The organism is Cellvibrio sp. GW822-FHT04B05 (assembly GCF_058800985.1).
This window is the reverse complement of sequence record NZ_JBXAMU010000006.1, coordinates 166,723-186,485: the sequence shown is the minus strand read 5'-3', so window position 1 is coordinate 186,485 and position 19,763 is coordinate 166,723. Positions and strand designations below refer to the sequence as shown.

General features: G+C 45.1%; 20 protein-coding genes. 10 read left to right on the top strand and 10 right to left on the bottom strand.

Annotated features, from left to right (window positions below; translation table 11 throughout):
- Positions 1 to 42: 42 nt before the first annotated feature.
- Both AC1RJL_RS18880 and AC1RJL_RS18875 read left to right on the top strand, forming a co-directional pair.
- Entirely contained in the window at positions 43 to 777 is a 735-nt protein-coding gene (locus AC1RJL_RS18880; RefSeq protein ID WP_492916916.1) for a MotA/TolQ/ExbB proton channel family protein, read from the top strand.
- Positions 777 to 1,190: a biopolymer transporter ExbD gene (locus AC1RJL_RS18875; protein ID WP_492916914.1), complete on the top strand. Its 414-nt coding sequence runs from the start codon at positions 777 to 779 to the stop codon at positions 1,188 to 1,190. The genes AC1RJL_RS18880 and AC1RJL_RS18875 overlap by 1 nt, the downstream gene beginning before the upstream one ends.
- A 791-nt stretch (positions 1,191 to 1,981) precedes the next feature.
- Here the strand turns inward: AC1RJL_RS18875 and AC1RJL_RS18870 are convergent.
- From AC1RJL_RS18870 to AC1RJL_RS18825, 10 genes are all read right to left on the bottom strand, one after another.
- Positions 1,982 to 3,235 carry a sigma-54 interaction domain-containing protein gene (locus AC1RJL_RS18870; protein WP_492916912.1) on the bottom strand — a complete coding sequence of 418 codons (1,254 nt, stop codon included), beginning with the start codon at positions 3,233 to 3,235 and terminating at the stop codon, positions 1,982 to 1,984.
- Positions 3,236 to 3,584: 349 nt separating this feature from the next.
- Positions 3,585 to 4,643, bottom strand: coding sequence for a sulfate/molybdate ABC transporter ATP-binding protein (locus tag AC1RJL_RS18865; protein ID WP_492916910.1), 1,059 nt, complete (start codon positions 4,641 to 4,643; stop codon positions 3,585 to 3,587).
- 59 nt (positions 4,644 to 4,702) lie between these two features.
- On the bottom strand, positions 4,703 to 5,599 hold the full coding sequence (gene cysW, locus AC1RJL_RS18860) for a sulfate ABC transporter permease subunit CysW (protein ID WP_492916908.1): 897 nt from the start codon (positions 5,597 to 5,599) through the stop codon (positions 4,703 to 4,705).
- A 2-nt stretch (positions 5,600 to 5,601) separates the two neighbouring features.
- Positions 5,602 to 6,486 carry a sulfate ABC transporter permease subunit CysT gene (gene cysT / locus AC1RJL_RS18855; protein WP_492916906.1) on the bottom strand — a complete coding sequence of 295 codons (885 nt, stop codon included), beginning with the start codon at positions 6,484 to 6,486 and terminating at the stop codon, positions 5,602 to 5,604.
- Between the two features lie 177 nt (positions 6,487 to 6,663).
- Positions 6,664 to 7,668, bottom strand: coding sequence for a sulfate ABC transporter substrate-binding protein (locus AC1RJL_RS18850; RefSeq protein WP_492916904.1), 1,005 nt, complete (start codon positions 7,666 to 7,668; stop codon positions 6,664 to 6,666).
- 76 nt (positions 7,669 to 7,744) lie between these two features.
- Positions 7,745 to 8,995: a porin gene (locus tag AC1RJL_RS18845; RefSeq protein ID WP_492916902.1), complete on the bottom strand. Its 1,251-nt coding sequence runs from the start codon at positions 8,993 to 8,995 to the stop codon at positions 7,745 to 7,747.
- Between the two features lie 85 nt (positions 8,996 to 9,080).
- On the bottom strand, positions 9,081 to 9,257 hold the full coding sequence (locus AC1RJL_RS18840; protein ID WP_492916900.1) for a YezD family protein: 177 nt from the start codon (positions 9,255 to 9,257) through the stop codon (positions 9,081 to 9,083).
- A gap of 213 nt (positions 9,258 to 9,470) precedes the next feature.
- The gene (locus AC1RJL_RS18835; RefSeq protein WP_492916898.1) at positions 9,471 to 10,733 is read right to left on the bottom strand and encodes a porin; all 1,263 of its coding nucleotides are present in this window, start codon (positions 10,731 to 10,733) and stop codon (positions 9,471 to 9,473) included.
- A 117-nt stretch (positions 10,734 to 10,850) separates the two neighbouring features.
- Positions 10,851 to 11,027 carry a YezD family protein gene (locus tag AC1RJL_RS18830; RefSeq protein ID WP_435783050.1) on the bottom strand — a complete coding sequence of 59 codons (177 nt, stop codon included), beginning with the start codon at positions 11,025 to 11,027 and terminating at the stop codon, positions 10,851 to 10,853.
- A 288-nt stretch (positions 11,028 to 11,315) separates the two neighbouring features.
- Positions 11,316 to 12,311: a sulfate ABC transporter substrate-binding protein gene (locus tag AC1RJL_RS18825; RefSeq protein WP_492916896.1), complete on the bottom strand. Its 996-nt coding sequence runs from the start codon at positions 12,309 to 12,311 to the stop codon at positions 11,316 to 11,318.
- A 682-nt stretch (positions 12,312 to 12,993) separates the two neighbouring features.
- Between AC1RJL_RS18825 and AC1RJL_RS18820 the strand changes: the two genes are divergently transcribed.
- The 8 genes from AC1RJL_RS18820 (at position 12,994) to AC1RJL_RS18785 (ending at position 19,721) form a co-directional block, all read left to right on the top strand.
- Complete coding sequence (locus tag AC1RJL_RS18820; protein WP_492916894.1) at positions 12,994 to 15,195, top strand: protein-disulfide reductase DsbD family protein; 2,202 nt, start codon at positions 12,994 to 12,996, stop codon at positions 15,193 to 15,195.
- An 88-nt stretch (positions 15,196 to 15,283) separates the two neighbouring features.
- Positions 15,284 to 15,898, top strand: coding sequence for a redoxin domain-containing protein (locus AC1RJL_RS18815; RefSeq protein ID WP_492916892.1), 615 nt, complete (start codon positions 15,284 to 15,286; stop codon positions 15,896 to 15,898).
- Between the two features lie 432 nt (positions 15,899 to 16,330).
- Positions 16,331 to 16,639, top strand: a complete 309-nt coding sequence (locus AC1RJL_RS18810; RefSeq protein WP_492916890.1) for a hypothetical protein — start codon at positions 16,331 to 16,333, stop codon at positions 16,637 to 16,639.
- 248 nt (positions 16,640 to 16,887) lie between these two features.
- Entirely contained in the window at positions 16,888 to 17,496 is a 609-nt protein-coding gene (locus AC1RJL_RS18805) for a hypothetical protein (protein ID WP_492916888.1), read from the top strand.
- 163 nt (positions 17,497 to 17,659) lie between these two features.
- Positions 17,660 to 17,962 carry a hypothetical protein gene (locus AC1RJL_RS18800; protein WP_492916886.1) on the top strand — a complete coding sequence of 101 codons (303 nt, stop codon included), beginning with the start codon at positions 17,660 to 17,662 and terminating at the stop codon, positions 17,960 to 17,962.
- A 143-nt stretch (positions 17,963 to 18,105) separates the two neighbouring features.
- A complete protein-coding gene (locus AC1RJL_RS18795; protein ID WP_492916884.1) occupies positions 18,106 to 18,348 on the top strand; it encodes a hypothetical protein in 243 nt (80 codons plus the stop codon).
- Between the two features lie 520 nt (positions 18,349 to 18,868).
- Positions 18,869 to 19,192 carry a hypothetical protein gene (locus tag AC1RJL_RS18790; protein WP_492916882.1) on the top strand — a complete coding sequence of 108 codons (324 nt, stop codon included), beginning with the start codon at positions 18,869 to 18,871 and terminating at the stop codon, positions 19,190 to 19,192.
- Between the two features lie 97 nt (positions 19,193 to 19,289).
- Positions 19,290 to 19,721 (top strand): hypothetical protein, encoded by a 432-nt coding sequence (locus AC1RJL_RS18785; RefSeq protein ID WP_492916880.1) that lies wholly within the window; start codon positions 19,290 to 19,292, stop codon positions 19,719 to 19,721.
- Positions 19,722 to 19,763 lie beyond the last annotated feature (42 nt).

The window sequence follows — 19,763 nt, the reverse complement described above, 5'->3', positions numbered from 1 at the left end:
CAGTAAACATTATTTATTCGTTATTTTTAAGGTGTATTTATCATGTCTGAGCTGTACCACCATATCGTTGAATGGACCCTCTGGGCGCTGATTGCATTTTCAGTGATTACCTGGACGCTGATTGTAATCAAAAGTATCCAGCATATTTTGCTGTCACGACAAAACCGCCGCTTTACCAAAACTTTTTGGAGTGCGCAGGATCTTCATGCAGCCGCTTCTTTGGAAAAATATGTAGGTGCTACTGCTCGTGTTGCTGCCGTTGGTTTTCAAACCTTGCGCAATGCCGATTCAAATGCTGCTAATGATTTGGAACACAGTTGGGATCGCCAGGATTTGTTGGAGCGTCACCTTCGTCAGCAAATCCAGAAAGAGCGCCGCTCACTGGAAAATGGTTTGGCTGTTTTGGCGTCTATCGGCAACACTGCTCCTTTTGTTGGCTTGTTTGGTACTGTGTTCGGGATTATTCAGGCGCTCACCGCAATTACCGCGAGCAAATCAGCCAGTATCGAAGTGGTAGCAGGTCCGATTGGTGAGGCATTGATTGCAACGGGAATTGGTATTGCAGTGGCTGTGCCTTCTGTATTGGCTTACAACTTCTTCTTGCGTCGCGTTAAATTAATTGCGGCAGATCTGGATGATTTCGCAACGGATTTTGTCAGCTTGGTACAGAAAGCGGGCTTCCGTATTAAAGCAGCTGCACCGGTTTTGAAAGCAGGGCAAGCACAGCCTGTACGTGACCTGGGTAAATCTGACAGTGGTAAAGAGGTATTTGCATAATGGCAATTTCAAGTGGTGGTGATAGCGATGAGATCCTGAGTGAAATCAATATCACGCCGATGGTTGATGTGATGTTGGTATTGTTGGTGGTGTTTATTATCACTGCACCATTGATGACTAACGCGATTAAGGTGAATTTGCCTGACACCGATGCGACAGTGCAAATAGAGGAGCCGAAAAAACCGGTGGTGGTTAGTGTTGACGAACAGGGAAGAATTTATCTTGATAAGGACGAATACTCGCTGGATGTAATTGAAAGTGAGTTGGCCAGTCGTAAAGCACAAGATCCGGAAATTCGTTTGAACTTGAATGCGGACGAGACGGTTCCTTACGGTACGGTTGCAAAGTTAATGGTGTTGATTGAAAAAGCGGGTATCGAGCGTTTGTCTTTCATCACTGAGCGTCGGAGTTAGGTTTTGTAAAAACACCTAATGCTTCAGGTGAAAATAGTCTGACAAGGATGTTGGCATGTCATATTTGTGGCGGCCTTGTTTACACCGTTCACTATCCCTCCTTTATCCTTAATGTCGCTGCCACGCATGAACTCCTATGCTGATAGGCGGATGTTTTTATCCCTGGTTAAATAATCATCCTGAGCAATAGCGTCCGCTTTACAGTCATTTCACTGCTATAAATTTTGCTGTCGATGATTTTGTTACGTGCATGATTTACACCGGATGTTTGCCTGCTCTATAGCGCAACTGGAGCATTCGCATCACGCGTGTCTGCAGTTGCCAGTACCACTACGTGTAAGCGCGGCCATTTATCCCGATGGTATTCTTCCTTTGGAGATAACCGCGAGCGAGTCACAGCACGTTACGGCTTATGCGTTGCATTCGCCAAAATGTCAGACATCTCTGATTGGTCTTGCAGTGTTGGACAGAAAACCGTTTGTGAATCAAACCTTGCTGTGTAGAAAAAATAGAAGGTGTTGCTGATGGTTTTTAATTTGTGTTGCATCATCAGGTTCGAATGATGAGTTGTTGACTGTTACAGTAGATAAATGAGTTATTTGCGGTTGTAAGCTTGGGCCGGCATTGTCCGGAATATTATTTGAAACCACAGCAATACAAGAAACCAGGCAGCTAAGATTGCTACTGCAGTTGCTAATGTATTGTAATTCGCTACCGGTTTTATTTTTGTCTTTTAAAAAATGTTTTAGCAGATATCAGCCCACCGATTAACGGTGGGCCCCTGTACTCCATTAGCCTGCATAACTGGCATTCAAATGTTGTACATCATTCTCTTGCTCATCCGCATCATTAACGCGGGGAAAGCTTGTATCAGCAAGTAACCCGTGGCGTTTTAACAGCGTGCGCATTACATTGCGTGAAATACCCAACAGCGCTGCGCCGTGAACCTGGTTTGAGCGCACATGGGCGAAAGCCTCATGCACAATCAAACTCTCCAGCTTGTCAAAGTGATCGCTGTCGCCTTGTTCAGTGAATAGCCTGCGCAATTGTTTGGCGATTGCAGTCATGGGGTCATCACCATTATTCGATCCATTATCGGAGCCATTTAGTGAGCCGTGATGCACACCAAAACCGGGATTGCCAAATGAATGGTTTTGTCCATTTGTATTCTGTAATGGTTGATGAGCCGGTTGTGGCGCATGTTGATGATTGCTTCCGGTACTCCATCCGCCAGTCACTTTTAAATGCGCTGGCTCGATTTTGTCTCCGCTGGAAACCAGAAGCGCAAAATGCACCACATTTTCCAATTCGCGAATATTGCCGGGCCAGGAATAAGTTAATAGCAATTCAATTGCGCCAGAGGAAAATTGCGGCTGGCGATACCCCATCCGTTGGCTATAGGTTTTTAAGAAGTGTTCAGCAAGTGGCAATATATCACCCGGCCTTTCACGTAGTGGCGGCAACTTTACTTGCGCGATATTAATCCGGTAGAGCAGGTCGCGACGGAAGTGGCCTGCTGATACGGCGTAATCCAGATCAACGTTAGTCGCAACGACAAGTCGAACATTCACCGGAATGCTTTTGCGTGAGCCAATACGCACCACTTCTTTTTCTTGCAGCACCCGCAACAGTTTTACTTGCAAAGGCAGGGGAAGGTCACCAATTTCATCAAGAAACAATGTGCCTTCATTCGCCGCCTCAAACCAGCCTTCGCGTTTCCCTACTGCACCGGTGAATGAGCCAGCCTCGTGACCGAACAATTCGCTCTCGGCTAATTGGTCACTGATAGCGCCACAATTGACTGCGAGGAATGGGCCCTTACGCCCACTCAATAAATGAATATGGCGGGCAACTAGCTCTTTGCCTGTACCTGTTTCGCCGCCGATTAATACCGGTGCTTCGCTAGGCGCAATGCGCTCGATATATTCCAATAAAGTGGCGGAAATAGGATCGGAGAATACTAACGCCTTCGCTCTGACCGAAAGCGGCTGTGCATTGCCTCCTTCCAGGGATAAGAGAACCGGTTGCTTATTTTCCTGACTCACGATGGTTCCTCAATTGAATTTGTGAATAAAAATAATTGCTATTGCACGCATTCTATTCGCAAAATCAGGTACTTAATAAGGAATTTAAATCTATAAACTTATAACTAATTTACAAACCATTACGTTGCTTAAAACATAACAAATTGTGGTGTTTTATGCGCAAATAATCTGTTTATCAAACAGTGTTTTTTTAATTTTTCTGTAATGAATTAATTTGGTGCGCAATTAATTTCACGCGTTGTTTTGTGTGCCGAAGAATGTGACTGTGATGTTGGTTTTGGTGCTATTAGAAAGGGATAAAGAGAGGAGGTATGGTGGGCTTGCACCCACCACGGGGGTATTGCAAAAATTATTTTTGCAAAAATATTTTTGAGCTGGTCGGTTTTGCATAAACATGAGAACCAACACGCAAATCAAGCGAACGCTCTTGCGCGCGTGGCAACTCTACATGAAGCACGTCGTTATTGAGCTGGTGTTGCAGCTCAATACGCAATACCGAGCCTGCAGTGCTGACATGGGCTACACGTGCCGCAATTGCGCCTTCGCTATGAGTATCACTCAGTTCGATATCATGTGGGCGTACATACGCGATGGCGGCTTGATCCTGAATTTGGTCATGTTCAGGGGCCGGTAATTTGTAATCGCCAATGTGTGCCCAGCCGTTGTCTACGCGGCTGTGGAATAAATTAACCTGCCCGATAAAGTCATACACAAACGGGCTGGCAGGATTGTTGTAAATATCATCCGGCGTACCAATTTGTTCGATATGGCCTTTATTGAGCACCACAATCTTATCGGCAACTTCCATTGCCTCTTCCTGATCGTGCGTTACAAAAATGGATGTGATGTGCAGCTCGTCGTGCAAGCGACGCAACCAGCGGCGCAAATCTTTACGCACTTTCGCATCGAGTGCACCAAAAGGTTCATCAAGCAATAATACTTTTGGCTCAACCGCGAGCGCGCGCGCCAACGCAATACGTTGACGTTGGCCGCCGGAAAGTTGGTGGGGATATCGATCTGCCAACCAATCCAGTTGTACCAGTTCCAATAATTCATGCACACGCTTGTTGATAAACTCTTTACTCGGGCGTGTTTCTTTTGGTCTGACTGTTAAACCAAACGCAACATTGTCGAATACTGTCATGTGACGGAACAGGGCGTAATGCTGGAATACAAAGCCGACGTTGCGCTCACGCACATGGACATTGGTGGCGTCTTCACCATGGAAATGTACGCTGCCTGCATCGGGGTTTTCCAGGCCGGCAATAATGCGCAGCAGGGTGGTTTTGCCACAGCCGGATGGGCCGAGTAGGGCAACCAACTCGCCAGTAGGGAAATCCAGCGAGACATTATTCAGTGCAGTAAAACTGCCAAAGGTTTTATGCAGATTGCGGACTTGTATGCTCATAGCGTTTTCTCATCAATAAAGAGTTTGTCGCAAATACTTTTTGTGTTTCGTCAATTCTGTTACTGCGCACTTGCAGCGCGCACAGCCAATTCATGCTCGTGGGCCGCTTTCCATTCCAGCAGACTTTTCAGTATCAATGTCACTAACGCCAGCAGGGCGAGAAGTGACGCTACGGCGAAGGCGGCGGCAAATTGATATTCGTTATACAGAATTTCAATATGTAGCGGTAGCGTATTGGTTTGCTCGCGGATTTTTCCGGAGACCACACTCACCGCACCGAATTCACCCATGGCGCGCGCGTTACATAAAATCATACCGTAGAGCAGTGCCCATTTAACTGATGGCAATGTGACTCGCCAAAACATTTTCCAACCGCTGGCACCTAAGGTAATCGCCGCCTCTTCCTGTTCTTTTCCTTGCTCTTGCATCAGCGGGATCAATTCCCGCGCAACAAAAGGAAAGGTAATAAATACAGTGGCAAGTACTATACCGGGCACAGCAAACATAATTTGAATATCGTGATCGCCTAACCATGGCCCCAAAAAGCCCTGACGGCCAAATAACAACATGTAAATCAAACCGGCAATAACTGGCGATACAGCAAAGGGTAAATCGATCAAGGTAATCACAAATTGTTTGCCGCGAAAGTCAAACTTGGCGATGGCCCATGCAGCAGCCAAACCAAAAATCACGTTACAAGGCACGGCGATCCCTGCGGCGATGAGTGTCAGTTTGATCGCATGGGCAGCTGCAGGTTCGGTAATCGCAGCAAAATACACTTGTGCACCCTTGGCAAAGGCTTCGGTGAAGACAATCACCAAGGGCAAAAATAAAAACAATGCTAAAAAAGTTAATGCAACACTGATTAAGGTAACGCGTACCCAGGTTGCTTCGTTGGTCGCTGCATGGGCAGCGCCAGTTTTACGTGTTTTCAATGATGAAACAGCACCGGCCATGATTAACCTCCTGTGCGCTTGTGGCTCCAATGCTGGAGCAAGTTAATGAGCAATAACAGCACGAAGGAAAATACCAACATAACCGTACCTAGTGCAGCGGCACCGGCGTAATCAAATTGTTCGAGTTTGGTCATAATTAACAGCGGTGTAATCTCAGTTTTATACGGCATATTTCCGCTGATAAATACGACTGAACCGTATTCACCAATAGCGCGGGCAAATGCCAAGGCAAAACCGGTTAACAATGACGGTAGCAGGGCAGGTAATAAAACACGTCTGAATGTTTGCAAGCGCGATGCGCCTAAACTGGCGGCGGCTTCTTCCACTTCTGATTCCAGATCGGCAAGCACAGGTTGTACTGTTCGCACCACAAACGGCAAGCCAATAAACGTGAGCGCAACGGTTACGCCGAGCCATGTGTAAGCAATTTTTATATCGGCTAACCAAAACCACTGACCAACCCAACCTTTAGTGGTGTAAAGCGCAGTCAATGCAATACCGGCAACTGCAGTGGGTAATGCAAATGGCAAATCTACCAATGCATCGATTACGCGTTTGCCAAAAAAATCATAACGCACTAAAACCCAGGCAATTATCAAACCGAATACCAGGTTAATGCTGGCGGCAGCGAATGATGCACCAAAGGTCAGGCGATAACTGGCTACTGCGCGCGGATTACTGACAACAGCCCACAACTCAGGCCAACTAAGTTCGAGGGATTTAAGCACAAGGCCAGCCAGCGGAATAAACACAATCAAACTGGCATAGAGTGCGGCGAGGCCGATGGACAAACCAAAACCGGGTAGTACCGATTTTTTTACCCAGGGCTTTTTGGGTTTGGGAAGAGGCGATGTTGTATTTAACACCGCAGAGGCTATCTCACTCATGAACAACTCTCTTTTTCGTACCTGTGGTCAGGAAACTGATGGTTTTTAACCCCCTCCCAACCTCCCCCTTTGCACGGGGAGGAGCTGAATCACCGCAGCTATTGAGTATGGAGTGAGATCAAACTCCCTCCCCTTAAAGCGGGGCGCGTAGCTGGGAGGGCTGGGATGGGGTTTAACTTATTGGTAAATCTGGTCGAAGATTCCGCCATCACCAAAGTGGAAAGGTTGAGCTTTAACCCAGCCACCGAAGTCATCAATGGTTACCAGCTCCAATTTCGGGAAGGTTTTAGCGAAAGCTTCAGCAACTTGTGGGTCGCGTGGACGGTAGTAATGTTTTGCAGCAATGTTTTGGCCTTCTTTAGTGTAAAGGTATTCAAGATACGCTTTAGCAACTTCCAGATTACCGTTGGCTTTTGCATTTTCATCCACTACTGCAACAGAGGGTTCAGCCAGAATTGACAAGCTTGGCACTACGATTTCAACTTTGTCTGCACCCAACTCATTAACTGCAAGGAATGCTTCGTTTTCCCAGGTAATCAATATATCGCCAATACCGCGTTGTACGAAGGTAGTGGTTGAGCCACGCGCACCGGTATCCAAAACAGGAACGTTTTTAAATAAATCGCGGACAAATTCTTTTGCTCCCGCATCGTCTTTACCTTGTTTCTTGGCATAGGCCCAAGCGGCAAGATAGTTCCAGCGTGCACCACCAGACGTTTTCGGGTTAGGGGTAATTACTTCAACGCCTTTTCTGGTCAGATCATTCCAGTCTTTAATATTTTTCGGATTACCTTTGCGTACGAGAAACACAATTGTCGATGTATAAGGTGCGCTGTTCTGCGGCAACTTGGTCACCCAATCTTTCGGTAATAAACCACCAATGTTGGCGATAGGATCGATATCACCCGCCAATGCCAGGGTTACTACATCTGCACGCAAGCCGTCGATTACTGCGCGTGATTGTGCACCTGAGCCACCATGGGATTGATCTACTCTTACGTTATCACCGGTTTTTTCTTTCCAGTGTTTAGCGAAGGCTGCATTAAAGTCGCGATAAAGTTCGCGGGTTGGGTCGTAAGATACATTTAACAGGTTAATGTCTTTTGCAAAGACGCTACCTGCGATAAGACTTGCAGCAATGATTGCTGCTGATTTGCTAATAAATTGTACCGTGAATTTCATGATCATTCTCTCTCAATAAAAATCTGTTTTTGGCACGCCCTGTTTGCGTTGCGAACAGGGCAGGGTCAGGATTGAATTAAAAACGGAAATCAAAACCTAATGCTGCCGTACTGTCGGTCGTCGATTTGGTACTGATCTTTTGGTCTCCTTCAACTTCTACCGATGCCAAGTAACCAAATACACGGGTACCTGCGTTGAAGTTGTAATCCAAACCAATCGCGATACCTTCCAATTCGGCATCAGCGTAAAGGTTGTTGGTTGGAGTTGTTGTTGAACTGGCGTATTGGATTTTGGCGAGCCATGGACCAGCAATTTTCCATTGTGCGTTCAGCACATAACCGTCTTGTTCTTTAAACGCATTACCTGATGCGCCGTCCCATTCAGAGAGTGGGTTCAAACCATTCTGTGCACCGAGTGTAGTGCCGTTGGTACCAACGAAAGTGGACAGGCCACCCAGGCTATCAACATCATCATGGCGCTCGGCCTTTTGAAGAATTGCACCGAGTTTTACCGGGCCTAAGGTAATTTCACCAACAGCGCGCAGTGCATCGGTAGTTGCAACGTTATCGTCGTAACCGAGACCTACAAACCATTTTGCTTTACCGTAAGTAACCGATACAGATTTACCTGATGCAAAACCATTATCGTCTTGTTGATTGGTCGCACTTACAGGAACGCCGGTTTCTTCTGCCTGAATTGCAGCGATGTTAACTTCCAAACCGCCAAGCCAGATGGGTGAGGTGTATTGGATAACATTGTCTGGACGATTTTCGCCCACAATGAAGGTGCCTATATCTGCCAATGGTGAATCGTTAAAGCGATCGACATCGGTACGCAGTACGGTGTTGGTTTGCAGGGTTTTTAATGGAGTATCGTTTTTACCAATAAGGATTGAGCCCCAGTTGCCACGCAATCCACCAAAAATATTACGCTGGGTTAATTCACGGCCGTTGCTGTTGGTGCCGTTGTCCACATCAATACCGTATTCCAAACGGTAAAACACAGTTACGCTGGATGATGCATCAAAATCACCCTGAATACCTAAACGCGAACCGGTACTTTCCAGTGCGAAAGTATCCAATTCTGTTGTCACACCGGTTGCACCGATGTGTGGATAAGTTGTTCCACCCGGAGTGGTGGGATTAAAATCCAATTTTTCCAAATCATATTGGTTGGCTGTTAAATGGATTTTTCCGTACAGCGTTGGAAAACCCGCGAATGCATTTGCTGACAGTGCAATACCAACTGCGGCAGTCAATGCATTGCGTTGAAACGATTTCTTTGCAGCGAGTGATCGCACAACCGACCACGTGTTTTTTAATGACATGCTAATCTCCAAAAATTTATCATTCACATCCGGATAACCGGTCAGTGTTTTCGTTTGTTTTTAAATTTTAATGAGAGCTTGCTGACTACTTAGTGTGTACACTTTTTTCCCAGCGTTTTTTTTCACGGCGTTCAATTTGTACGACTTGCCCGTTGTGAACTTGAATTTCCAACGAGCCAAATTGAATCAATGCCAGTTGTTGCTTGATCTCTTCCAATACATCTTCTGGAATAGCTGCCAGCCCGGTGCGGTGAGTTTCCATAACGATTCTCTAGTGCTTAACTTTCTTCAGGTTCATTCCTGAAGGTTGTCGCCATCATATTCAGATGCCATTAAAACTAAAAATACTGATTATTTATTAGCTTATAACGTTGGGTTGATGGCTATGGGCATCAAAATGGAATCTCAGCCCTATTGCCGTGCGTCCTTGCGCAGCAGGGTGGGGAGGCGTCCAAAAGGAAGGGTGATATCAGGCTTAGAAGCGGAAATCCAAACCAACAGTGAACACGCTGTCGGTAACGGCCTGGGTACTGATTGCAGCATCGCCTTTACTTTCAACTTCGGCGTAGTAACTGAACAGGCGGGTTGCTTCGTTCAATGCATAATCCACTCCAATGGCGAGCGCATCCAGGTCAACGTCGCCATAGGTTGCGTTAGTAGGAGTAGATGTGCTCGCGGCGTATTGGAATTTGGCCGACCATGGTCCGGCGATTTTCCATACACCGTTCAATACATAACCGTCTTGTTCTTTGTAGGCAGTTGTTCCTGCGGCGCCATCCCATTCAGAGAGTGGGTTCAAACCGTTTTGTGCGCCCACAGTAGTTGTGTTGGCATTAACGAAAGTGCCGAAGCCGCCAAGGTTATCGTAGTCTTCATGGCGTTCTGCGGTTTGGTAGATGGCGCCAAGTTTTACCGGACCGATGGTGAGTTCACCAATTGCACGCCAGGTATCGCTATTAACTACATTGTTTTCATAAGCTGCGCCGATGAACCAACCGGTTTTGCCATAGCCAACAGAAACAGACTGGCCAGAGGCGAAGTCATTGTCATTTTGTTGGTTGATTGGGCTTTGTGATACACCGGTTTCTTCGCCTTGAATCGCGGCGATGTTGATTTCCAATCCACCGAGTAACACCGGTGAGGTGTACTGGATAACGTTATCAACACGGTTTTCACCGACCAGATAAGTACCGATATCGGCCAATGGCGCTTCGTTGAAACGGTCAATATCAGTGCGTTGTACTGCTGGCACGTAACCATTTTTTACGATGGTGCCATTGCGGCCAGCCAGTGAGCGCAGTGGCGTATCGTTTTTACCTGCTAACAACGCACCCCATTCACCGCGCAGACCACCAAAAATGTTGCGCTGAACCAATTCACGGCCGTTGCTGTTGGTGCCGTTGTCTGCATCCACACCGTATTCAATGCGATAAAACACGTTTATGCCGGCCGCCGCATCAAAATCACCTTGAACACCAAGGCGTGAGCCGATGCTTTCAACGGTAAAGCTGTCCAGCTCAGTGGTAATACCTGTAGCGCCCACGTTCCTGTAAGTAGTGGCACCCGGTGCGGTGAGTGGAAATTCCAATTTTTCAAAATCGTATTGGCCTGCGGTCAATTGCAGTTTGCCGTAAAGGGTAGGGAAACCCGCAAATGCATTGGCAGAAAGTACCAGGCCAATGGCTGCACCCAGTGCGGTACGGGTAAAGGAGTTATTGATTTTGTGTGTTAATGACATGCTAATCTCCGAAAAATGACGTATCACTTCCGGTTATCCGGTCAGTGTTTTATTTAGGTTTTTTGAATCAATAGGTACGGCTGATACAACAAGGTTTACTGCTTGCAAGCGCTGGGGTTAACGAGCGTTGACGCTTTTATCCCAACGTTTTTTTTCTCTGCTTTCCAACTGCACGACCTGGCCGTTGTGAATTTGTATTTCAACTGAGCCATAACGAATTTGCGCCAACTGCCGTTTAATTTCAGCCAGCACATCGTCGGCGGTATTGGTGATCTCTGGACGATGGGTTCCCATAGCTTGCCTCTTAGGAATTAGTGAATGCGTTATTCAGGTGTCGTTCAAATACATTGTTTCCTGAAGTTGGCGCAATCATAGGGATGATCTTTTAAAACGAAAAATACTGATTTTTTATTAGCTTATAACGATCTTTTGGTGAGTCGTGCCAAAAGTTTATTTGGCAGCACTTGTGTGTTCAAAAATCAACAATTTCATTTGTGGTTAGTTTAAAAAACAACACTCGCGCAAGGCGAGTGTTGTTATTGGTTGGTTTTTAGCCGAAAAGTGTTTCTGCTGCTGTAGATATTACTTGGCGTAAATTTTGTCGAAAATTCCACCATCGCCAAAATGTTCAGGTTGTGCTTTGCTCCAGCCGCCGAAATCGTTGATGGTAGTGAATTCGATTTTTGGGAAATTTTTCGCAAACTTAGCTGCTACTTGTGCATCGCGTGGACGATAGAAGTTTTTAGCCGCGATCTCTTGGCCTTCTTTGGTATAAAGATACTTCAGGTAGGCTTCTGCCACTGCAGTGGTGCCTTTGGCTGATGCATTCTGGGTCACTACTGCAACAGGCGGCTCAGCAAGGATTGAGTAAGATGGATAAACGATAGCGATATCATCGGTACCTGCTTCCTGAATAGCCAAATGTGCTTCATTTTCCCACGCCAATAACACATCACCGATTCCACGTTGTACGAAGGTGGTGGTTGAGCCGCGTGCGCCTGAGTCGAGAACAGGAACATTTTTATAAAGCTTTTTTACAAACTCTTGTGCAGCAGTATCGCTACCTTCATGCTTCTTGGCATAGCCCCATGCGGCAAGGTAATTCCAGCGTGCACCGCCAGACGTTTTAGGGTTGGGAGTAATAACTTCCACACCGGATTTCACCAAATCATTCCAGTCTTTAATTCCTTTTGGATTTCCTTTGCGTACCAGGAACACAATAGTAGAGGTATAAGGTGCGCTGTTGTTTGGTAGCAATGATGCCCAGTTATCTGCAAGCAATTTTCCTTTGGCGAGTGGATCTATATCACCGGCCAGTGCGAGAGTAACGACATCGGCTTTCAAGCCGTCTAATACAGCGCGTGCCTGGCTACCGGAGCCACCATGGGATTGTTCAACTTTTACATCATCACCGGTTTTTTCTTTCCAGTGTTTTGCAAATGCGGTATTGAATTCGCGATAAAGTTCGCGAGTCGGATCATAAGATACGTTTAACAAGGTAACGTCTTTTGCCCAGCTTGCAGAAGTGAGCAAAACAGTTGCCGCAAATAACGCGGCGCGTTTACTTAACAATTTCATGGCGTTTCCTTAAATAGAGAATAAATAGGTAAAAAATAAATCTGTACTTTAAATCTGCGTTGCTGCTTCGGTTTGTGACTTTCCCTAAGCTCCACTTTTCGTGCGGAGAATTCCCGGGTAATTCCACTAAAGCCAGATCTATGCCAGATACCCTGCACAAATAGTTGTTTAATTAAAAACACTTTGTTTTAAGCGTCTAACCATTTTGCATAAGTAAAGGTGATAAGGGGTTCGACGCGATTCGCTTTCAACGATTATTGGTTTTTTAATAACTTATTAAGTGATAATTATTTTGTCGTTTAAGTCGGTGAAAAAAGTATTAGATTTTTGGTGTTTAAAAATAAGCTTTTTAGTCAGATTTTGCTGCTGTTTTAAAAGCAACGCCAATTTTTGGATTGTTTAAATAGAAACAAATTTTAATTGGCCATCTTGGTAATGCAGGGTTGCAGTGATGTGGAAAGGTATTTGCTGGGCGAGTGCGTAGTGCATGAGATTCGCGATTCTATATTCCCCATCTTTAGTATGGGTTTGTAGCATGGTTGTAGCTGCATTAAAGAAAGGTAAATTCTCCGTAACTGAGAAACTTTCGCGTTATGTTACGGGTCGTAACCCAATGCCCTGATTTGCTAGCGGTGCTGACTTGATCGGTATTGATTCATTAATAATATTATTCTGGTGATGAATGACAGGTTTGTTGAGTAAATTTAAAGCGCATTTAAATATTGCTCCACTCTTTAGCTCGTTAATCGTGGGCTTGGCTGTGGCAGGAATAGTAGCTTTACCAAGCTTTGCGCAAACCCTCTCAGATCGCGCTGAAACGCCGCAGGTGCAGGCGCAGCTCATCGCGTCAGTGACCAGTGTTTATCCCGGTGCTGAAATTTATCTCGGCGTTAATCAAAAGATTATTCCCCACTGGCATACCTACTGGCTCAACCCCGGCGATTCAGGCAACGCCACTACCATCGAGTGGACGCTACCGGAAGGTGCAACTGCCAGCGAGATTATCTGGCCCTCACCAAGCCGCTTTTCTATGGGGCCCATTACCAATTACGCCTACGAAAATGATGTCACCCTGTTAACCAAGGTTGCCGTCCCTGCCAATGCTATTCCGGGTGAGCAATTCAAAGCGCAGGCACTGGTTGATTGGTTGGTGTGTGAAGAAGAATGTATTCCGCAACAAGTAGAGCTTGCACTCGCACTACCGGTTGTTGCAGCAGGTGAACCTGCTGGCGCGGGTGATCCGCGCATTGATGAAGCTCTCGCACGCTTGCCTGTTGCAAGCCCGTGGGATATCCGTGCGAGCCAGGGCGCGCTTAATGCGGAAACAGGGCAGGGGGAATTAACACTTCATATCGCGCTAACAGAAGCCCAGCTCGCGCAAGTAAAAGATCTTTGGTTTTATCCCTACGATTGGGGTCGCATACAGCAGAGCGGCGAACAACTGCGCAAGCCGGTTAGTGGGGGTATCGAGTTAACGATTAACACCGGTGAAGCACCGCTTAAACAAGGTGATGATTTGACCGGGGTTCTGGTTGTCACCGAGCAATCAGGCGATCAAACCATCGCGCGTGGATTTGAAGTCAAAACGCAAGTTCAACCCGCTGTTGCAAATGCTAATCCGAGCATCGGATTTTTTACTGCAGTGCTGCTGGCGTTAATTGGCGGGGTTATCTTGAACCTGATGCCATGTGTTTTCCCTGTGCTGTCAATCAAGGCTTTATCACTGGTCAGTCATGCCAATCAAAGTGCAACTGAAATTCGTCTGCAAGGGCTTGTCTATACCTTGGGTGTATTGGCGAGCTTTGCCGTTCTCGCCCTGTTACTCCTTTTATTAAAGGCGGGCGGATCGCAAATCGGTTGGGGCTTCCAATTCCAATCGCCACTCTTTGTATTGGCTATGGCCTATCTGATGTTTGCGGTGGGGTTAAGTTTGTCCGGTGTATTTTTTGTGGGAGGTTCAGTCGCAGGAATAGGTTCGTCGCTCACGGAAAAGGCCGGTTATAGCGGCAGTTTTTTTACCGGTGTATTAGCCACTATCGTTGCAACACCCTGCACGGCTCCCTTTATGGCTGCTGCATTGGGTTATGCATTGGCGCAACCTGCAGTGAAATTACTCGCGATTTTCCTAAGCCTGGGTTTGGGGCTGGCGTTACCTTATTTACTGCTCACCAGTTGGCCGCGCTTGCAGCGCTGGTTACCGCGCCCCGGCGTGTGGATGGAGCGCGCAAAACAGTTCCTGGCGTTTCCGATGTATGCGGCCGCTATCTGGTTGGTGTGGGTGTTGGCGCAACAGGCAGGTATAAATTCGATTGTGATTGCGCTCGGCGGCATGTTGTTAATCGCGCTGGCCGCATGGCTGTATGACAGCACCTTGGTATCGTCCAATCACGTCAGGCGTTTGGGCACCTGTTCGGCCTTGGCATTGGTCTTGCTCTCATTGTTTACCGGCTATGTTGGCGTTAATTCCAGTGTCGCAGCTGCTGGGCTTGCAACAGCGGATGCAGCAGTAAACGCTGGAAAATCAGCAGAAAAAAATTGGGAGCCATTCAGTGAAGTGCGTTTGGCGGAATTGTTACATGAGGGGAAGCCCGTTTTCCTCAACTTCACTGCCTCCTGGTGTATCAGTTGTTTGGTGAATGAACGCGTGGCCTTGAGTGATGCCGGAGTAAAAGCAACGTTTAATGATAACGGCATTACCTATCTAAAAGGGGATTGGACCAATCGCGATGTGGAAATCACCAACTTCCTGAAAAAATTCAATCGCAGTGGTGTTCCTTTGTACGTGTTTTATCCAACGGGAAAAGCAGGTGAGCCTGCGGAGTTACCCCAAATCCTTACGCCGGACATTGTTATCTCGGCGGTAACCAATACATCGTCCCATTAATTTTCTAAAGGAGTAACCGACTATTAAAAACCATTTTTTTCGTAACGCTAACCTTTAACTTTAGTCATTACCATTGATAGGAGTCATTATGTCATTCTTAAAAATTGCAGCAGCCAGTCTCGCATTTGCGTTGGTATCTTCACAGGCTATGGCCGAGCCAATTATTGATAAAGCGGCACCTGCTTTTTCCGGTAAAGCGGCTGACGGTACTACTATTAACCTTTCCGATTTCAAAGGAAAGACGGTGGTGCTGGAATGGACCAACCACGATTGCCCTTACGTGGTTAAACATTACGATCAAAGCGGAAATATTCCTGCATTGCAAAAAGCGGCTGTTGCTGATGGCGTAGTATGGTTGCAGGTAATTTCTTCGGCACCGGGCAAGCAAGGTAACGTAGACGGTACCACAGCCCTCAAGCTGAATGAAAAACGCGGTTCAACTCCAACCAATACTATCCTTGATGAAGAAGGTACTATCGGCAAACTCTATAACGCACAAACCAGCCCGCACCTGTTCATTATTAATCCGGAAGGTACCCTGGTTTATAAAGGCGGAATCGACAGTATTAAATCCAGCAAAGCTGCCGATATCCCTAAAGCAACTCCTTACGTGAAAGAAGCATTGGAAGCCTTGGCTGCCGGTAAAAAAGTACCAAACCCAAGTACTGCTCCATATGGTTGCTCGATTAAATATGCGAGCTGATCAATTAGCCTGCATTACTAAAAAACGGGCCGCATCGCGGCCCGTTTTTTTACCCTCTCGATGATCCCTATCCTTTTTATCCCTTCCTCAATGTAATGCGCTGTAATTCCTGCTGGCGCGAATCTCATCAATAGTCTTTAATAGCTACCATAGATAACCGGCTTTCGCCGTATATCAAATGAACGCGCTCAGGTAAATAAGGGCAAAACCATATAAAACAATAGAGTAGAGTACTGTATAGCCTGATCAGCAATTGTTGATATACGGCTGAAGCCGAATTCAATAACTCTGATAATCACAAATTCTAAATTAACTAAATGATTTCTAAAGAAATATTCCGCTTTATGTAATTCATCTAAAAGTGATAACCGGCGGAGTGATATACGGCTGTGGCCGTCTAATAAACTGTTATAAATTTTAGTAGGTGCAAACATGGAATTTGATGTTGTTTATATTCTTACCATATACGGTGAATATCGTAAGAATTTCACTACAGGTTATCGGGATACAAAAATTCCTTTTGCCCCATTTCCAGGCTTGGAAATATTGAATAGCGGCATTGGTTTTGGCGTTATTAAGCGGGTGAGTTGGGATGAAGAATCGAAGCTTTTTAGGTGCTATCTTGAATACGAAGTCAAGCCTTTAGATATAGACGACGATATTGAATTTCAAATTAAAATGGCAAAAAAAGCTGATTTTGATGGCTTCGAAAATATTTATGAAACACCTGACAATCTATAGCAAGTAAAGCCAGTCCCAAGGTGGCGCGGAGTAGAGGCTTTTAAGTGTGCGTACTCACAACATTAGAAACCAACTATTTAGCTAAAGAAAATCATTTATAACAAGTCGCTCAAGCATCGCCACTTCGTGGCTGGACAGTTTTTAAGTCGCGCTTTTGTGGTTTTGCTACGCAAAAGGTTTCCACAAAATCACAACTTAAAAACCACCGCTTATAACGGCGTTAAATTATCTTATAGAAAGGAGATTTTATGAAAAAACTATTATTTTTAATTTTGTGGGCGTTTCAATCTATGGCTTATGGGGAAGTACAAACTTTAGCTGACGCTCAAGATGCAGGGGTTTCAGAGCTTAGTAATTTCGGATTCGGCCCTGCATTTTATTTAATCAACTATAAAGAAAAGATTCTAAGTGATAGTAAAGATGTTAGGGTAAGAGGAGATGGAACTGTTATTGCTTCTGGTTCAAAATTCGGAACCGCAGTGGGGCTTGAGGTTCATTACGATTTCTCGATTTCAGCGAAAAGAAAAGGCTACAAAGACACAAATGGTCAAACTATTTGGACTCATAGCAATGGGATTGTTCTTTCTCCGTTTATAGGTTTGTACGATATTGATAATGGAATAAATGGTCTTGCCGCCGGAGTTCTGTTTGGTTACTGGAAAGGAGATAAGGACTTTCAAAATAGAAAATCTTTAAATTTTGGCCTTGGCTATACCGTGCATAGAGATCGACTTGTGCTTTCTCCTGGTGTAGTTGAAGGTGCGGCTTTACCTCCGTCACTTCAAGTTGAGGATTATACAACCAGAAAAGATGTCGAAGGCTACATTGCAAAGATTTCGGTTTCTATTGACTTCTAATTTAACAAACCGCGCCAAGCTCGCACACTTCGTGTGCTGGACAGTTTTTAAGTCGTAGTTTTGTGGTTTTGCTGCGCAAAAGTATTCCACAAAACCGCAACTTAAAAACTGCCGCTTAGCTCGGCGTTAGGCTTACCAAGTTCAGGCATATCAGAGAAATTACATGAACAATACGGAAACCGAAGTAATTGTAGTGGCTCGGGTAGGATGTGATCTTATTAATTTGGCTGAGAGTAATGGCCCTTTGTCGGCACCATGTGGTGTTTCTGGTCCATCTATAGCTAGAAAAGTTCTTGAAGGTAATGGCCAAGCAAAAATATCAATGGGTATTTTAAAGTTAGCTATTGAGTCGCAACTTGGCGTTGAAGGAATTTTAGACAATTTTGAGCTTTATGACTCAAAAAGTAAGAAACCACTTATTTATTCATTAATCTCTGAATCCTTAAAAAAGAAAACAAAGGCCTAACAAAGTGCTCCAACTCGCGCACTTCGTGCGCTGGACAGTTTGTAAGTCGCAGCTTTGTGGTTTTGCTGCGCAAAAATAATCCACAAAGCCACAACTTACAAACTGCCGTTGAGCACGGCGTTAGGCAAGCTAGGGGAAACTACATGGGAACAATAGACAGTACAATTCATTCTTTGACATGTGGCGACTGCCAAATATCAGAAAGCGTAAAAATATTAGATAAAGGATCGAATTATGGCGGCTCACATTGGCAAACAGGGAAAAATTTTGAAAATTTCAATTCGCAATGGTCAGAAGGCGGCGGCAAAACTGAGCCAAGCTTAATATCAGCTACATGTAAAAAATGTGGAATGTCTGCTCAGCATACAGAAAGGTATGGCGGGTAATACTTTCGCCTAATAACGTTTTAGGCAACAAAATAGCTAATTTTGAAGTTAATTTTTTAAAACCCTGCCAGGGGCATAGCTTATCCGAGTGGTTGCCTTGATTAGGTGCGAACTGAATATCAAAAATCAACTAAAACCCAGGAGAACCCATGTTTACTATAGGAAAATCTTACGACATAGAAATGCTGGACGGAGAAGATCAGGATGGAAATCCATGCATAACCACATACCCAAATAGAACGGTCACTGACTTCAATTTTCCATTAATTAAAATCAACTCTCTTGGAAAGGAAGAAATTATTAATACCCATTCATCTATATTTGTTCACGCAAAGCTTAAGTAATAAAAGTTGCATTGAAAAGTATGCCTAACAAATCGTTCCAGCTTCGCCACTGCGTGGCTGGACAGTTTTTAAGTCGCGGTTTTATGGTTTTGCTGCGCAAAAGTATTTCATAAAACCACAACTTAAAAACTGCCGTTGTACACGGCGTTAGGTTAAAGTCGCTAAGGTTCGAGCTTATGGCATATATCGACGAGGTAGTGTTAGTCGAAATTTTAGAATCGGTTAGATCGCTCGGGTATGACGCTGCTTCTGAAGCTTTGGGGCTTATTAAGAAGTGCGGAATAACAGCTGATGCTTCTCTGCCATATTCGCGGGTGGCTTATGAATATGCAGGCAAGGAGCTTTGCCGGAAATTAAAAGAGCTCGGCTTCTCGGGAAGATTGGATTTTATAGGAAAGTACATTGCTGGCGAGGGTAACTGCTACGCAGTTTATGATTCTGACATATACAATCACAGGCAAGCGTTAGAGTGGCTTGAAAATTTTTATCAAAATGCCTAAAAAGGCCAGGCACGGCGACGGCTTTTCCGTTGCGGCTTCGCCTTCACTACAAAGCCGCACGTGCTGGCAGCGTTAGTGAAAACTACAGGAATCAAAAATGGAGTGTAATTTTTCTGACTATACACCGCTGATTACAGCGTTTTCGGCATTGCTTGGTGTAATATCTGGTGGGTTAATTACTTATTTATCAAGTGCCAAAATTAAAAAAATTGAAATTTCTGGAAAAATTAATTCTGATACAATTAACGAGAGAAAATCCATTTATACTGATTTTCTATGTGCCATAAATGAATCTGCAACAAAAACGATTCAAAACAAAGCAATCGATTTTGATATCATTCATGCACTGTCAAACCATCTAGCAAGGATTGAAATATTGGCAAATGAAGACACCTATGAGGCATCAAAAAAACTTGTCGATTCGGTATTAAAGCTGAATAAAGAAGCAACAGAAAATTCTGAAAGATTACCCGAAAGAAGAAAAGAGTTCGTTCGTAGTGTTAGGACAGAGCTAAAAAATATCACATAACAAACCGCAGCAATCGCTCCCGTTGGTCGCTGGGACAGCCAA

Coding starts and splice junctions, on each gene's coding strand:
- AC1RJL_RS18880 (WP_492916916.1), top strand. CDS start 43: ATGTCTGAGCTGTACCACCATATCGTTGAATGGACCCTCTGGGCGCTG.
- AC1RJL_RS18875 (WP_492916914.1), top strand. CDS start 777: ATGGCAATTTCAAGTGGTGGTGATAGCGATGAGATCCTGAGTGAAATC.
- AC1RJL_RS18865 (WP_492916910.1), bottom strand. CDS start 4,643: ATGAGCATACAAGTCCGCAATCTGCATAAAACCTTTGGCAGTTTTACT.
- cysW (WP_492916908.1), bottom strand. CDS start 5,599: ATGGCCGGTGCTGTTTCATCATTGAAAACACGTAAAACTGGCGCTGCC.
- cysT (WP_492916906.1), bottom strand. CDS start 6,486: ATGAGTGAGATAGCCTCTGCGGTGTTAAATACAACATCGCCTCTTCCC.
- AC1RJL_RS18850 (WP_492916904.1), bottom strand. CDS start 7,668: ATGAAATTCACGGTACAATTTATTAGCAAATCAGCAGCAATCATTGCT.
- AC1RJL_RS18845 (WP_492916902.1), bottom strand. CDS start 8,995: ATGTCATTAAAAAACACGTGGTCGGTTGTGCGATCACTCGCTGCAAAG.
- AC1RJL_RS18840 (WP_492916900.1), bottom strand. CDS start 9,257: ATGGAAACTCACCGCACCGGGCTGGCAGCTATTCCAGAAGATGTATTG.
- AC1RJL_RS18835 (WP_492916898.1), bottom strand. CDS start 10,733: ATGTCATTAACACACAAAATCAATAACTCCTTTACCCGTACCGCACTG.
- AC1RJL_RS18830 (WP_435783050.1), bottom strand. CDS start 11,027: ATGGGAACCCATCGTCCAGAGATCACCAATACCGCCGACGATGTGCTG.
- AC1RJL_RS18825 (WP_492916896.1), bottom strand. CDS start 12,311: ATGAAATTGTTAAGTAAACGCGCCGCGTTATTTGCGGCAACTGTTTTG.
- AC1RJL_RS18820 (WP_492916894.1), top strand. CDS start 12,994: ATGACAGGTTTGTTGAGTAAATTTAAAGCGCATTTAAATATTGCTCCA.
- AC1RJL_RS18815 (WP_492916892.1), top strand. CDS start 15,284: ATGTCATTCTTAAAAATTGCAGCAGCCAGTCTCGCATTTGCGTTGGTA.
- AC1RJL_RS18810 (WP_492916890.1), top strand. CDS start 16,331: ATGGAATTTGATGTTGTTTATATTCTTACCATATACGGTGAATATCGT.
- AC1RJL_RS18805 (WP_492916888.1), top strand. CDS start 16,888: ATGAAAAAACTATTATTTTTAATTTTGTGGGCGTTTCAATCTATGGCT.
- AC1RJL_RS18800 (WP_492916886.1), top strand. CDS start 17,660: ATGAACAATACGGAAACCGAAGTAATTGTAGTGGCTCGGGTAGGATGT.
- AC1RJL_RS18795 (WP_492916884.1), top strand. CDS start 18,106: ATGGGAACAATAGACAGTACAATTCATTCTTTGACATGTGGCGACTGC.
- AC1RJL_RS18790 (WP_492916882.1), top strand. CDS start 18,869: ATGGCATATATCGACGAGGTAGTGTTAGTCGAAATTTTAGAATCGGTT.
- AC1RJL_RS18785 (WP_492916880.1), top strand. CDS start 19,290: ATGGAGTGTAATTTTTCTGACTATACACCGCTGATTACAGCGTTTTCG.